The 13915-nt window shown below is 63.1% G+C and carries 15 protein-coding genes; 5 read left to right on the top strand and 10 right to left on the bottom strand.

The genetic code is table 11. The annotated features are described in order from the left end of the window. Positions 1-15: 15 nt before the first annotated feature. From coxB to B0G83_RS29105, 3 genes are all read right to left on the bottom strand, one after another. The gene (coxB, locus tag B0G83_RS29115; RefSeq protein WP_105510848.1) at positions 16-1671 is read right to left on the bottom strand and encodes a cytochrome c oxidase subunit II; all 1656 of its coding nucleotides are present in this window, start codon (positions 1669-1671) and stop codon (positions 16-18) included. Positions 1672-1737: 66 nt separating this feature from the next. Continuing rightward, the gene (locus B0G83_RS29110; RefSeq protein WP_035562454.1) at positions 1738-2211 is read right to left on the bottom strand and encodes a DUF2244 domain-containing protein; all 474 of its coding nucleotides are present in this window, start codon (positions 2209-2211) and stop codon (positions 1738-1740) included. Between the two features lie 293 nt (positions 2212-2504). Then, positions 2505-3482: a methyltransferase domain-containing protein gene (locus tag B0G83_RS29105; protein ID WP_105510847.1), complete on the bottom strand. Its 978-nt coding sequence runs from the start codon at positions 3480-3482 to the stop codon at positions 2505-2507. A 168-nt stretch (positions 3483-3650) separates the two neighbouring features. Here B0G83_RS29105 and B0G83_RS29100 point away from each other — a divergent pair, with 168 nt between their 5' ends. Both B0G83_RS29100 and trmL read left to right on the top strand, forming a co-directional pair. Beyond that, on the top strand, positions 3651-4352 hold the full coding sequence (locus B0G83_RS29100) for a ComF family protein (RefSeq protein ID WP_105510933.1): 702 nt from the start codon (positions 3651-3653) through the stop codon (positions 4350-4352). 22 nt (positions 4353-4374) lie between these two features. Beyond that, on the top strand, positions 4375-4845 hold the full coding sequence (gene trmL, locus B0G83_RS29095; protein ID WP_105510846.1) for a tRNA (uridine(34)/cytosine(34)/5-carboxymethylaminomethyluridine(34)-2'-O)-methyltransferase TrmL: 471 nt from the start codon (positions 4375-4377) through the stop codon (positions 4843-4845). Here trmL and B0G83_RS29090 read toward each other — a convergent pair. The 5 genes from B0G83_RS29090 to B0G83_RS29070 form a co-directional block, all read right to left on the bottom strand. After that, the gene (locus B0G83_RS29090; RefSeq protein WP_105510845.1) at positions 4818-5366 is read right to left on the bottom strand and encodes an O-acetyl-ADP-ribose deacetylase; all 549 of its coding nucleotides are present in this window, start codon (positions 5364-5366) and stop codon (positions 4818-4820) included. The two genes, trmL and B0G83_RS29090, sit on opposite strands and share 28 nt — an antisense overlap. 97 nt (positions 5367-5463) lie before the next feature. Then, positions 5464-6462 carry an NAD(P)H-dependent glycerol-3-phosphate dehydrogenase gene (locus tag B0G83_RS29085; RefSeq protein WP_105510844.1) on the bottom strand — a complete coding sequence of 333 codons (999 nt, stop codon included), beginning with the start codon at positions 6460-6462 and terminating at the stop codon, positions 5464-5466. Positions 6463-6483: 21 nt separating this feature from the next. Next, positions 6484-6954, bottom strand: a complete 471-nt coding sequence (gene secB / locus B0G83_RS29080) for a protein-export chaperone SecB (RefSeq protein ID WP_074762880.1) — start codon at positions 6952-6954, stop codon at positions 6484-6486. Between the two features lie 150 nt (positions 6955-7104). Further along, the gene (gene grxC, locus B0G83_RS29075) at positions 7105-7368 is read right to left on the bottom strand and encodes a glutaredoxin 3 (protein ID WP_105510843.1); all 264 of its coding nucleotides are present in this window, start codon (positions 7366-7368) and stop codon (positions 7105-7107) included. Beyond that, complete coding sequence (locus tag B0G83_RS29070) at positions 7365-7790, bottom strand: rhodanese-like domain-containing protein (protein WP_035562459.1); 426 nt, start codon at positions 7788-7790, stop codon at positions 7365-7367. Before B0G83_RS29070 ends, grxC begins: the two co-directional genes overlap by 4 nt. Before the next feature lie 139 nt (positions 7791-7929). Here B0G83_RS29070 and gpmA point away from each other — a divergent pair, with 139 nt between their 5' ends. The 3 genes from gpmA (at position 7930) to B0G83_RS29055 (ending at position 11484) form a co-directional block, all read left to right on the top strand. After that, a complete protein-coding gene (gene gpmA, locus B0G83_RS29065) occupies positions 7930-8676 on the top strand; it encodes a 2,3-diphosphoglycerate-dependent phosphoglycerate mutase (protein WP_105510842.1) in 747 nt (248 codons plus the stop codon). 303 nt (positions 8677-8979) lie between these two features. Continuing rightward, positions 8980-10551, top strand: a complete 1572-nt coding sequence (locus B0G83_RS29060; RefSeq protein ID WP_105510841.1) for a S41 family peptidase — start codon at positions 8980-8982, stop codon at positions 10549-10551. Between the two features lie 174 nt (positions 10552-10725). After that, positions 10726-11484: a molybdopterin-synthase adenylyltransferase MoeB gene (locus B0G83_RS29055; protein ID WP_105510840.1), complete on the top strand. Its 759-nt coding sequence runs from the start codon at positions 10726-10728 to the stop codon at positions 11482-11484. A gap of 79 nt (positions 11485-11563) precedes the next feature. Here the strand turns inward: B0G83_RS29055 and ptsP are convergent, their stop codons facing one another. Next, positions 11564-13312: a phosphoenolpyruvate--protein phosphotransferase gene (ptsP, locus tag B0G83_RS29050; protein ID WP_105510932.1), complete on the bottom strand. Its 1749-nt coding sequence runs from the start codon at positions 13310-13312 to the stop codon at positions 11564-11566. A gap of 331 nt (positions 13313-13643) precedes the next feature. Beyond that, a complete protein-coding gene (locus B0G83_RS29045) occupies positions 13644-13913 on the bottom strand; it encodes an HPr family phosphocarrier protein (RefSeq protein ID WP_012431596.1) in 270 nt (89 codons plus the stop codon). Between the last annotated feature and the right edge of the window lie 2 nt (positions 13914-13915).

Raw genomic sequence — 13915 nt, 5'->3', positions numbered from 1 at the left:
CTGACCATGAACACGTCAGGCGGCCGGGCTGATCTGAACACGCCGGGCTTCTTTCGCGTCGCTGCCGCCCGTGATCGTTTCCGGCTTCTTTAAAATAATATGGTCTTCGGCAATGCCGGCTGCTTTCAGTGCGTCGCGCACGGCTTCGGCGCGCGTCTTCGCGAGCTTCGCGTTGACGTCGGCGGAGCCGGTTGCGTCGGTGAAGCCCGACAGCGTGAATTTCGCGTCCGGATGCGTCTTCGCGTAGGCCGCGGCCGCGTCGACCGCCGCTTTCGCGTCGGCCGGCAGCGTGCTCTTGCCGGTGTCGAAGTAGATGCTGGCCGGCAGCGCCGCTTGCGTGCCCGCCGCGCTGTCCGAGCCGGCCGCAGCCGCGTCCGCGCCCGAGGCGCCTGACGCTGCCGCCGCGCCCGAAGCCGCTTCCGCGCCGCTTGCCGCCGCACCCGCCCCACCCGCCCCACCCGCGTCGGCCAGATGGTTGCCACCTTCCGGCAGCTTGCCGTTACGGGCGTCCAGAATCTGCTTCGGCTGGAGAATGTCGCCGGTGTGGTTGCCCCACGAGTTACGTTCGTACGTGATCACCGAAGCGATTTCGACGTCGTTCAGCGTCGGCGCCCACGAAGGCATGGCGTTCTTGCCCTTCAGTACCAGGCTGACGTGCTCGGCGATCGGGCCGTTGGCGATCTTGCTGCCGTCGAGCGCCGGGAATGCGCCCGCGCCCTTGCCGTTCGGCTGGTGGCAGACCGCGCAATTCGCCGTGTACACCTTGCCGCCGCGTTCCATCAGCTCGGCCATCGTGTAGGTCTTGTTCGGGTCGTCCTGGCTCGCGGCCATTTTCGCTTTCTGCGTTTCGACCCACTTCGCGTAGTCGTCGGCGGACAGCACTTCGACCACCACCGGCATGAACGCGTGTTCCTTGCCGCACAGTTCGGTACAGAAGCCGCGGAACGTGCCGGTCTTGTCAGCCTTGAACCACGTGTCGCGCACGAACCCCGGAATCGCGTCCTGCTTCACGCCGAAAGCCGGCACGTACCAGGAGTGGACCACGTCGTTCGCGGTGGTGATGATGCGGATTTTCTTGTCGACCGGGACAACCAGCGGATTGTCGACTTCCTGCAGGTAGGTGGTGGAAATCGGCTGGCGGCCGTCGGTTTCCGCACGCGGCGTGGCCAGCGTGGACAGGAAGTTGATGCCTTCGCCCGGGCCCTTCACGTAGTCGTAGCCCCATTTCCACTGATAGCCGGTGACCTTGACGGTAAGGTCGGCGTTCGTGGTGTCTTTCATCGCGACGACGGTCTTGGTGGCCGGCAGGGCCATCAGCACGACGATGACGAACGGCACGATCGTCCAGATGATTTCGACGGTGGTGCTTTCGTGGAAGTTCGAAGCCTTGTGCCCTTTCGATTTGCGATGCGCAAAGATCGAATAGAACATCACGCCGAACACGCCGACGAAGATGACAAGGCACAGAACCAGCATGAACATGTGGAGGCTGAAAAGCTCCTCAGCGATTTTGGTCGCAGGCGGCTGGAGATTGATCTCGTTGACGGCAGGGCCGCCCGGAACATCGCCCACTGCCAGGGCGGCACCGGCGAAAAGCAGTCCGCTCATCGCCAGCACGCCCATGAGGGCTCGCTTGATTGTTTTCATAGCTTCCTTACCCAAATTTTCCATTCAAACCCTCGACCCCACCGACAGGCTGCCTCGCGCTCCCCTTGAACGCCGCGCGTCTCAACGCGTCTAACAACGCGTGAGCCACATACGCAATTCACCTGCGAACTGCGCGCGCCGATACTGCGCGAGATGTTGCCCGATCATGATCGTCTGGCCACGCGAGACCAGTTTGATCTGGTCACGCGGCGTTGCGCCCGGCTCGATCCGCACCCAGCGCGGATTGAATTCGAACTGCGTAAGCTTCTCCGCGCTGACCTGCTCGATCACGAGCCGGTTCGGAAACAACCGGATGCGCTCGTAATCCACAGCATGACGCGCGTATATGGCAAACGCGATACCCACCGCCAGCAATTCGATACCGGTGAACGGCAACACCAGCCAGGCGCCGACTAGAACCAGCATGAAAGCAATTGCCAACGAGAACAACGCAAGCGACACGTAGAAACCGACGAACTGCCGCGGCGATATCGAACAGTTGCGTTTCATGGTCCAGTCTTTGAGGACTGGTTCTGAATCCGCCAGCAGATCTGATGCTTCCATCGCTGCCTCCTGCGAATCGCCGCTTTCGGTCATGTGGCGCGGACCTTTGAACCCGCCGCCCGATCACAACCGAGTCTCCTCATCATGCAGTACTTTGCCTCCGGCCTGCCGCCCCAAATGTGGGGACTCCGGGCGACAAACTGACGCATTATAGGCGCGATCCATAGCATCCACAAGCAAGGGCCAAATGGCCCAAAAGCCCGGTGCGACAAGCCTCCGCGCCGTTTTGACGCAGCTTTTGCGCGTCTTTTGAAGTGGAAATTTCAGACATAACAGATGTCGTCTTTACCGCTTCAACGATTCCTCGACGAACCTCGTCCGATGTCCTCGATTCGCACGATCCCGTGACCTTCGGCGGTGGTGCGCGGCACGGCTTTCCATGCGTGTCCGTAGATCACCTCGAAGGTCAGCGCGAGAGTGCCGTCGGCGCGCCGGCCCGCTTCGAGCGCCGCCAGCAAAGCCTTGTGCAGCCGACGCGCGGAGCCGCCCGCGGACACTTCACGCTCGAACGCGCGCTCGAACGGATAGGCGCCCCAGCGACGCACGTCCGCGAGCAGCGACTCCGGCGACTTGTAGGTAATGGTGAGCACTTCCTGATCCATCACGGGAATTTCGAAGCCGCTCTCCACCAGCATATCGCCCAGATCATGCATATCGACGAAGTCGATCACATGCTTGCGCGAGGCGATGCCGTGCGCGGCTTCGACCTCGGCGTATGCGCCGCGCAATTCCTTGAGCGTATCGGGACCGAGCGTGCTGAACATCAGCAGGCCGTTGACCTTGAGCACGCGCTGCCACTCGGGAAACACGAGATCGGGCCGCGAGTGCCAATGCAGCGCCAGGTTGGACCAGATGAATTCGAAGGCGCCGGCCGCGAACGGTAGCGCCGAAAAGTCGGCCTGCGCGAAGCGCGGACCGCGGGCGCCGAGCGCCTTGCCGAGCGAGGCCGGCAGGAAGCGCCGCCAGCTCGTGTCGCCCGAGTCATGGTGTAACGCGCGGGTCAGCATGCCGTGCGACAGATCGGTGCCGAATACGGGGGCTTCGGGGAAGCGCTCGCGCAACGCGGGGAGGTCTTCGCCCGCGCCGCAACCGGCGTCGAGCACGCTGGCCGGCGTGACCTTGATGTAATCGAGTCGCTCACGCATGCGCTGCGCGATCTCGCGCGGCAGGAACGCGACGTCGTCGAAGGTCAACGCGCGACGGTCGAAGATGCGCCGGAGACGCCGTGAATCGTAGGCCGGACGGCCTGATTGAGCGGGAGTTGGGGACATGGGTGTCGTGCTGGCGTAGAGCAGGAAGTATACTCGTTCGTTTCCTTCCATTCAGCGGGGACGGCCTCCGCAGGCCCTCCAATCGTGGCACTCCAACCATTTTCTTTGTCATCCGGCGGCCGGTTCGCGCGTTTCGTGCGTGGTCTGCATTCGGCGTGGCCACACGTGATGCAGGCCGCGTTGCCGAACCTGTGTGCGCTATGCGGCAATTTGTCGCATAACACGCTGTGCGCCTGTTGCGACGAAGCGTACTGGAACGAGAGCAGCGTGCGCTGCACCACCTGCGCGGCGCCGCTCGCGTCGACGCGCTGGGCAGGCCACACGCAATACCGGTGTGCGGATTGTCTCAGCGAGCCGCCGCCGTTCGACGCGACGTTCGCCCTCGCCGACTACCGCGCCCCACTCGACACGCTTGCGGTCGGCCTGAAATTCCGTGCCCGGCTGATGCTGGCGCGCGAGTTCGCACAGCGCCTCGCGCGTCTGGCACGAGACTCGTGGGACGGGGCGTCGGAGGTGCCTGACGTGATCGCACCCGTACCGCTGGCTCGGCAACGTCTCGCCGAGCGCGGCTATAACCAGGCGTGGCAGATCGCGAGGCCGCTGGCCCGCGCGTTGAAGCTTCGCAGCGACGCCACCTTGCTGCGGCGAGTGATCCATACCGCGCCGCAATCGCGGCTCGACCTCGACGCACGCCGCCAGAACGTGGGCCGCGCGTTCAAGGTCAGGGCAAGCGTCGACGGTCTGCACGTCGGAATCGTCGACGACGTGATGACGACCGGCGCCACGCTCGAAGCGCTGGGGCGCACGCTCAAGGCAGCCGGCGCGCGGCGGGTCACGAATTTCGTCGCGCTGCGCACCCCGAAAAACTAGTCTCCACCGATCTCATCCCATCATGTTCAATGTCGTTCTCGTCGAACCCGAAATCCCGCCGAACACCGGCAACGTGATCCGCCTGTGCGCCAACACCGGCGCGCGGCTGCATCTGATCGAGCCGCTCGGCTTTCCGCTCGACGACGCCAAACTGCGCCGCGCCGGCCTCGACTATCACGAGTATGCGCAAATGAACGTGCACGCCGACTGGGCCGCCTTCGTCGCCAAAGAAACGCCTGACCCGGCACGCATGTTCGCGTTCACCACGCGCGGCTCGGGCCGTTTTCACGAGCACGCCTTCCAGTCCGGCGACTGGTTTGTGTTCGGCGCCGAAACGCGCGGCCTGCCCGACGCGGTGCTCGACCAGTTCGCCAACGAACAGCGCGTGCGCCTGCCCATGCGGCCGGGCAACCGCAGCCTGAATCTCTCGAACACGGTCGCGATCGTGGTCTTCGAGGCGTGGCGTCAAACTGGCTTCGACGGCGGCGCCTGACGGCGCGTCAGTTCGGCCTGGTAGCACGCGAGCATCGCGTCGTCGAAACAGGCAAACACGACGCGCTCCATTCGCGGCGTGCGCGGCAAGGTGTCGAGCACCGTGTCGAGCGCGATCCGCACCGCATCGTGGGCGGGAAAATGGTAGATGCCGCAACTAATTGCGGGAAACGCGATGCTCGTGCATTGCGCCTCACGCGCAACCTCGAGCGAGCGCCGATAGCAGGACGCCAGCAACTCGGCCTCGCCGTGCGCGCCGCCCCGCCAGACTGGCCCGACCGCGTGGATCACAAAGCGGGCCGGCAAGCGATAGCCGCGGGTGAGCTTCGCTTCGCCCGTTGCGCAGCCGTCGAGCGTCTCGCATTCGCGCAGCAAATCCTGGCCGGCCGCGCGATGAATCGCGCCATCCACGCCGCCGCCTCCTAATAGCGAAGTATTCGCGGCATTGACGATCGCGTCCACGGCGAGCGTGGTGATGTCGACCCGGCGCGCTTCCAGTGTGCAGCCATTGATATTGAGCATGGGAACCTCGCTAGTCCGAAGCGTCGATAACAACGTGGACCGCGATGGCGGGCAGCCGTTCAGCGCTTTTGCGCGCTAAACGGCTGAAAGACAACGCTTATTCAGCTTTGGAATCGCGCCGCAAAAGAGCGCTGACGGCGTCGCGCGGCGCCACGCCGTCGAACAGCACGGCGCAGACCGCCTGCGTGATCGGCATCTCGATCGCATGCGCACGCGCAATGGCCAGAACGGCTTGCGCACAACGCACGCCTTCGGCCACGTGGCCGAGTCCGCCGAGAATGTCGTCGAGCGTACGGCCCGCGGCAAGTTGCACGCCGACAGTACGATTGCGCGACAGGTCGCCAGTCGCGGTCAGAATCAGGTCGCCTAAACCCGTGAGACCCGTGAACGTTTCCGCCCGCCCGCCGAGCATCACGCCGAGGCGCGACATTTCCGCCAGACCGCGCGTAATCAGCGCGGCCCGCGCGTTCAGACCGAGCCCGAGACCGTCGGCGATGCCCGTGGCGATCGCCAGCACGTTCTTCACCGCGCCGCCCACTTCCACGCCGACGACGTCGTCGCCGGTATAGATGCGCATGGCGCCATGATGAAACGCGGCGACCGTGCGTTCGCGGCACGCCGCCGAGCCGCTCGCGATCGTCAACGCGACCGGCAAGCCCTGCCCGACCTCACGCGCGAAACTCGGACCGGACAGCACGCCATTGCTGGCATGCCCGGCCAGTTCGGCCGCCACCACCTGGTGCGGCAGCAACTGCGAATCGGCTTCGAAACCTTTGCACAACCAGACCACATGCGCCGGCACTTTGCCCGCGTCGCGCATGGCTTGGAACAGACCGCGCAGACCCGCCACGGGCGTTGCGACGACGCACAACGCGTCGTCCGCCAGTGCGTGGTCGAGCACCGCGTTCAGGTCGGCTTCATAGCGAAGCGCCGCAGGCAAAGCAACGCCCGCCAGATAGCGGGCGTTTTCGTGCGAGGCGGAGAGGTCGGCAATGAGCGCGGCTTCGCGCGCCCACAACACCGTGTCGTGCCGTACGGCCAGATGGCCGGCGAGGGCTGTGCCCCATGCGCCGGCGCCAAGGACAGCAACCTTCATAGCCGGCACTGCCTCGGACACTTAGTGCGTGACGCCGTTCTGCGCCGCGCCTTCCTGGCTGCCCATCTGCGCGAGGCGTTGCTCGTACAGCGCCTGGAAGTTGATCTCGGCGAGGTGGATCGGCGGGAAACCGGCGCGGGTGATCGCGTCGGCGATGTTCGAGCGCAGGTACGGGAACAGGATCGTCGGGCAGGCAATGCCGACCAGCGGATCGATCTGCTCGGCCGGGATGTTGCGGATGTCGAAAATGCCGGCTTGCTTGGCTTCGATCAGGAACGCGACCTTGTCCGACACCTTGGCCGTGACCGTGCCCGTGACGAGGATTTCGAACACGGTGTCGGCGAGGCGTTCGGCCTTCACGTCGACTTCCACTTCCACCGACGGCATTTCCTGCTCGAGGAAGATGCCCGGGGAATTCGGCTGCTCGAGCGACATGTCCTTCAGGTAGATGCGCTGGATGTTGAAGAACGGCTGGTTATTCTCGTCGGACATGATGAAGTGATTCCCTGATAGGTATGCGTAACGGCGGCCCATGCCTGCATGGACCGCCCGATCGTTGCGGCGCGCCGCCCACCCGGATCGGGCGAGGATGCGCCGGCTTGTCTTTCACCCGCCTCTCCACACGCCCGCAGGCGCGCGAATTCAGGCGGTTGCTTCGAGCAGCGGCATCAAACCGCCCGCGCGGTCGAGCGCGGACAGGTCATCGTACCCGCCGACATGCGTCTCGCCGATGAACACCTGCGGCACCGTGCGACGACCCGTCCGGGTCATCATTTCTTCACGACGGGCCGGGTCTTTGTCGATCAGTACCTTCTCAACGTGCTCGACGCCGCGCGACTTTAAAAGACGTTCGGCCATCTGGCAATACGGGCACACCAGGGTGCTGTACATGATCACTTTGTTCACTTGGCTGCTCCTTGTTTCACGACCGGCATACCGGCTTTCTGCCAGGCGTCGACACCGCCTTCGAGAACATGGACTTCGGCATACCCTGCATCCTGCACGATACGCGCTGCCTTGTTCGACTGCTGGCCGGTCTGGCAAACCAGCAGCACCGGGTTGTTCTTGTTTTTGACGAGTTGCGCGACTTTCGCCTGCAATTCGGCAAATTCAAGCTGCCGGGCCGCGGGCAGATGGCCCTTGGCAAACTCGGCGGACGGCCGCAGATCGATGACCGCCGCATTGCGCCGGTTGATCAGTTGGGTGGCTTCAGCGGCCGACAGGCCACCGCGTCCACGCCGGCTGATCGTCGGCCACAGCAGCAACCCACCAGAGATGAGGACGATCGCGATCAGTACAAGGTTTGTGTAATCAGTGAAAAACTTCACGGAAAATCCGCCGAAAAAGAGAGAAATCGAAAAGGGCAATCCAGCCATTATAAAATAACCGTCTGACGCGATGGCGACGCTCGGTCAAACGAGCCCTCGCAACGCTTTTACCGCTTCCTTACTACCGACCGGCAATCTCATGTACAAACTCGTTCTCATCCGCCACGGCGAATCGACGTGGAACAAGGAAAACCGCTTCACCGGCTGGGTCGACGTCGACCTCACCGAACAGGGCAACCGGGAAGCGCAGCAGGCGGGCGTGCTGCTGAAGGAATCGGGCTACACGTTCGACATCGCCTACACGTCGGTGCTCAAACGCGCGATCCGCACGTTGTGGCACGTGCAGGACAAGATGGATCTGATGTACCTGCCGGTAGTGCATTCGTGGCGCCTGAACGAGCGTCACTACGGCGCGCTGTCGGGTCTGAACAAGGCCGAAACCGCCGCGAAGTTCGGCGACGAGCAGGTGCTGGTCTGGCGGCGCAGCTACGACACACCGCCGCCCGCGCTGGAGCCGACCGACGAGCGCGCGCCATACGACGATCCGCGTTACGCCAAGGTGCCGCGTGAACAACTGCCGCTGACCGAGTGCCTGAAAGACACCGTTGCACGCGTTTTGCCGTTGTGGAACGAGTCGATCGCGCCGGCCATCAAGTCGGGCCGCAAGGTGGTGATCGCCGCGCACGGCAACTCGATCCGCGCCATGGTGAAGTACCTCGACAATATTTCCGACGACGACATCGTCGGGCTGAATATTCCGAACGGTGTGCCGCTCGTCTATGAACTCGACGAGAACCTGAAGCCGATCAAGCACTACTACCTGGGCGACCAGGATGCGATCGCCAAGGCGCAAGCCGCGGTCGCCAAGCAAGGCAAGGCGGGCTAATCTGCGCCGCCGGCGAAGGCCGACGTTCCGGCCTTCGCTCTGACCTGCCGCACGGTCATTTTCAGGCCACGCGGCGGCCATCTTCCGGCCATCTGCAAACGGCCTTCCGGCTGCCTCGCACGCGCTTTGGCCGTTACCGCACATTACTTCGGCGTCGCAGGTACGATCTCACGAACCAGGCGTGCCCCGCGCTGTCGAATCACGATTGCCTGCGCTGCGCCCTTTGTGGGCGGGTGTGCAGTTATACTTGTCCGTCCCCATCTCTATCGACGCTGCCACGCGCTTCCGACCGCAACAGACTCTATGCGAAAGAACCTGAAAAATATCGGCCTGATTGCCGCGGGCCTTGCTACCGGTGTATTTGCCACCCTGCAACTGTCGGCCTCGGCCCAGCAACCTGCCAGCGCCGCATCAAGCACCGCCACGCCGCTGCCGCTGGACCAACTCAGGCTCTTTGCCGAAGTGTTCGGGCAAATCAAGCACGAGTACGTCGAACCGGTCGACGACAAGAAGCTCCTCACCGCTGCCATCAAGGGCATGGTGGCGAGTCTCGACCCGCACTCGTCGTATCTCGACAAGACCGATTACGAAGAACTGCAGGAGCAGACCAAAGGTCGCTTCGCGGGTCTCGGCATCGAAATTTCGTCGGAAGACGGCCTGATCAAGGTGATTTCGCCGATCGAAGACACGCCCGCGTTCCGCGCCGGCATTCGTCCGGGCGACCTGATCACGCGCATCAACGACAAGCCGGTTCGCGGCATGACGCTCGACCAGGCGGTCAAGCAGATGCGCGGCGACCCCGGCACCAAGGTCACGCTCACCATCTTCCGCAAGACCGACGACCGCACGTTCCCGCTCACGGTCACGCGCGCCATCATCAAGGTCCAGTCGGTGAAGATGAAGATTCTTGCACCGGGCTACGCGTATATCCGCATCACGAGCTTCCAGGAACGCACCACGCCTGATCTGGCCGCCCGTCTGCAAGACATCGCGCGTCAGCAGCCGAATTTGAAGGGCCTCGTGCTCGACCTGCGTAACAACGGCGGCGGTTTGCTGCAAAGCGCGGTCGGCGTGGCCGGCGCGTTCCTGCCGCCGGATTCGGTGGTGGTGTCGACCAACGGTCAGATTCCGGACTCGAAGCAGGTCTACCGCGATACCTACGACAACTACCGTCTGCAGTCTTTCGACAGCGATCCGCTGAAAGACGAAGCGCCGATCTTCAAGACGGTGCCAATGGTGGTGCTGACCAACGCGTACTCCGCGTCGGCGTCGGAAATCGTCGCGGGCGCGCTGCAGGATCAGCACCGTGCGCTGATCGTCGGCAAGACCACCTTCGGCAAGGGCTCGGTGCAGACCGTGCGCCCCATGACCGCGGACACCGCGCTGCGTCTGACCACGGCGTACTACTACACGCCGAGCGGCCGTTCGATCCAGAACAAGGGCATCCGTCCTGACATCGCGGTCGACCAGTACGCGGAAGGCGATCCGGACGACGCACTCGTCACGCGCGAAGTCGACTACTCGAATCACCTTGCGAACACGCAAGACCCGAACGAGAAGAAGGAAGCGGAACAGCGTGAAACGGATCGCATGGAACAGCTGCGTATCCTCGAAGAGCAGAACGACAAGAAGACGCCGGAACAGCGCCAGAAGGATCGCGACCGCAAGCCGGTGGAATTCGGCTCGAACGACGACTTCATGCTGCAACAGGCGTTGAACAAGCTCGAAGGCAAGCCGGTGCAGGAATCGAAGTCGCTGAGCGAGCGCCGTCTGGCGCAGAACAAGCCGGCAACGTCGGCGTCCGCGCCGGTCGCGGTCAAGCCGACCCAGCCGGTTCCGGGTGCCTCGGCTCCGGCTGCCGCGCCCAGCAAGTAAGCAGCAAGCTTTAGCGAGCGCCTCAGGGTGTCTTCGCCGCAAACCATCGCGGCCAAGACACCCGGTATCACCCGCACGCCATCAGCATTCCCCTTTGCGCGATTAAAATAAATACACCGCGCATCGCAGACCCCTTCTGCGTTTCACCGCGCGCACACTCACTCGCGGCCCGCCATGAATGACGATCAACTCCTCCGCTATTCCCGCCATATCCTCGTCGACGAAATCGGTATCGAGGCGCAGCAGCGTTTTATCGACGCGCACGCGATCGTCGTCGGTGCGGGCGGATTGGGCTCGCCGGCGGCCATGTATCTTGCGGCGGCAGGCGTCGGCCGTCTGACGTTGGTCGATGCCGATACGGTCGATCTAACCAATCTGCAGCGGCAAATTCTGCATGTGACCGCATCGGTCGGGCGCAAGAAGGTGGAGTCCGGGCGCGACGCGCTCGCGCGGATCAACCCCGAGGTCGTGGTGAACGCAGTAGACGAGCGCATCGACGACGCCTGGCTCGATCATGAAGTGCCGCACGCCACCGTCGTGCTCGATTGCACGGATAACTTCGCGACACGTCACGCGATCAATCGCGCCTGCGTGAAGCATGGCGTGCCGCTGGTGTCGGGCGCGGCGTTGCGCTTCGACGGCCAGATCAGCACTTTCGATTTTCGCGACGAAGCCTCGCCCTGCTATGCATGCGTGTTCCCGGAAGACCAGCCGTTCGAGGAAGTCGCGTGTTCGACGATGGGCGTGTTCGCACCAACCGTCGGCATTATCGGTTCGATGCAGGCGGCCGAAGCGCTCAGGGTGATCGGCGGCATCGGCACACCGCTGGTGGGCCGTTTGATGATGCTCGATTCGTTGCGAATGGAATGGACTACGATGCGGATCGCACGGCAGCCGGATTGTCCGGTATGTGGGCACGCGCATCCAGCTTGACGCGACCGCCCCGCGAAGTCTCCCCCAAAAAAACGCCGCACTTTTCAGTGCGGCGTTTTTCTTTAGAAGCGTCGAAACGTCAAACCAGCGTCACCCGCTTGAGCGCCGCCTGCACCTCCTCCGGCTCGAACGAAGCCAGCACATCGGCCACCGGCTTCTCCAGCGTCTTCAGATGCGAGCGCAGCACTTCCTGCTTGACCACCAGAATCTGACTCGGGTGCATCGAAAACTCGGTGAGCCCCATGCCGAGCAACAGCCGCGTCAACGCCGGATCGCCCGCCATTTCCCCGCACACTGAGACCGGCACACCCGCCCGCTTCGCTTCGCGCAGCGTGAAAGCGATCAGATGCAGCACCGCCGGATGCAACGGGTCGTACAGATGCGCGACCGAGTTGTCCGCCCGATCGATCGCCAGCGTGTACTGGATCAGATCGTTGGTGCCGATCGACAGGAAATCGAGCCGCTTCAGGAACAGCGGCAACGCAATCGCGGCGGCCGGAATCTCGATCATCGCGCCGACCTGCACGTTCGGATCGTAGGCCATGCCCGCGTCGTCCAGCTGACGCTTGGCTTCGCGAATCAGGTCGAGCGTCTGGTCGATTTCCTGAGCATGCGCGAGCATCGGAATCAGAATCTTCACCGTACCGAATGCCGATGCTCGAAGGATGGCGCGCAACTGCGTAAGGAACATCTGCGGCTCGGACAGGCTCCAGCGAATCGCTCTGAGCCCCAAGGCGGGGTTCGCGGCGGTTTCGTAACTGTCGCCACCGCTCATCGAATCGAGCGGCTTGTCGGCACCCACGTCGATCGTGCGGATCGTGACCGGCAAGCCGTTCATCAACTCGACCGCACGACGGTATGCGCCGAACTGCTCTTCCTCTTCCGGCAAACGGTCCTTGTGATTCATGAACAGGAACTCGGTGCGGAACAGGCCCACGCCGGTCGCGCCTGAATCGACCGCCGACTTCGCGTCGTCCGGCAACTCGATATTCGCGCACAGTTCGATGCGCGTGCCGCACAGCGTTTGCGTCGGCGAAAACTTCAGCCGCTGCAGCTTGCGTTGCTCGAGCGCCTTTTCGCTCTGACGGTACGAGTATTCCTCGAGCACGATCGGCGCCGGATCGACGATCACAATGCCGTGATCGCCGTCGACGATGATCAGGTCGTCCTGGCGAATCAGCGCGCTCGCGTGCTGTACGCCTACCGCGGCCGGAATGCCCAGACTACGCGCGACGATCGCCGTATGCGAGGTGCGGCCGCCGAGATCCGTGACGAAGCCTTGAAACGTTTGCGTTTTGAATTGCATCATGTCGGCCGGCGCGATGTCATGCGCGACCACGATCATTTCGTCGCACGCGCCATGCACACCGTCGCCCAAACCCACCGACGCCCCCGCCAACGCCTTCAGCACCCGCTCGACCACTTGCTCGATATCGGCTTTGCGTTCGCGCAAATATTCGTCTTCGATATCGTCGAAGTGGCGCGACAGACGCTCGAGCTGTTCGGTCAGCGCCCATTCCACGTTATAGCGGCGCGTGCGGATCAGATCGATGGTTTCCTGCACGAGCATCGCATCGTTCAGGATCATTGAATGAACGTTGATGAACGCGCCCATTTCGCTCGGCGCATCGGCCGCGAGATCGGCGCGCAACGCGTCGAGCTCCTGATGCACCTGTTGCTGGGCCGCGCGAAAACGGTCGACCTCGCCCTCGATCTGGGCGGGTTCGATCAGATAGTGGTCTACGTCGAGTGCGGCCGGGGCGATCAGATAAGCCCGCCCGATGGCGATACCGCGTGACACGGGAATTCCATGCAGCGTGAAGGACACGCGCACCTCCTCTAGTTGTGTGATGCCGCGGCAAACCGCTGCAATGCTCTCAGACTCTCGTCGTCATTATAAATTCCGCGCTGTTTGCACGTAGGTTGAGCCTGTGTGCAGCGCAGCACGAAAAATCGTAAGCGGCACGACAATCCGCCTTCACCCAGCTTGCGTTCGGACTACGCAAACCATAATCGAACCCGCTTGCCTCTTCGTTGCGCTTTCGCAGGTTCCTCAAGCGCGCCTCTCATGCGCGTCTTCATCGGCACATTGTCGCGCGCTAAAAAAAACGCCGCGGATAGCCGCGGCGTTTTTGCATATTGCAACCTGCACGCGCAACTTACTGACCTTCGCCGAATTTATCGGCAATCAGTTTCAACAATGCGTCCATGGCTTCTTTTTCGTCCGAGCCCTCGGTTTCGATCAGCACCGTGCTGCCGATTCCCGCAGCCAGCATCATGACGCCCATGATGCTCTTGGCATTGATACGGCGGCCGTTACGGCTCATCCAGATTTCCGCCTGGTAGTTGCCCGCGAGTTGGGTCAACTTGGCCGACGCGCGCGCGTGCAGCCCCAGCTTGTTCACAATAGTCGTTTCCTGTTGCAGCATGT

This window comes from Paraburkholderia sp. BL21I4N1 (genome assembly GCF_002973525.1).
Taxonomy (GTDB): domain Bacteria; phylum Pseudomonadota; class Gammaproteobacteria; order Burkholderiales; family Burkholderiaceae; genus Paraburkholderia.
The sequence above is the reverse complement of the archived record's forward strand: the minus strand, read 5'-3'. Positions and strand labels throughout refer to the sequence as shown.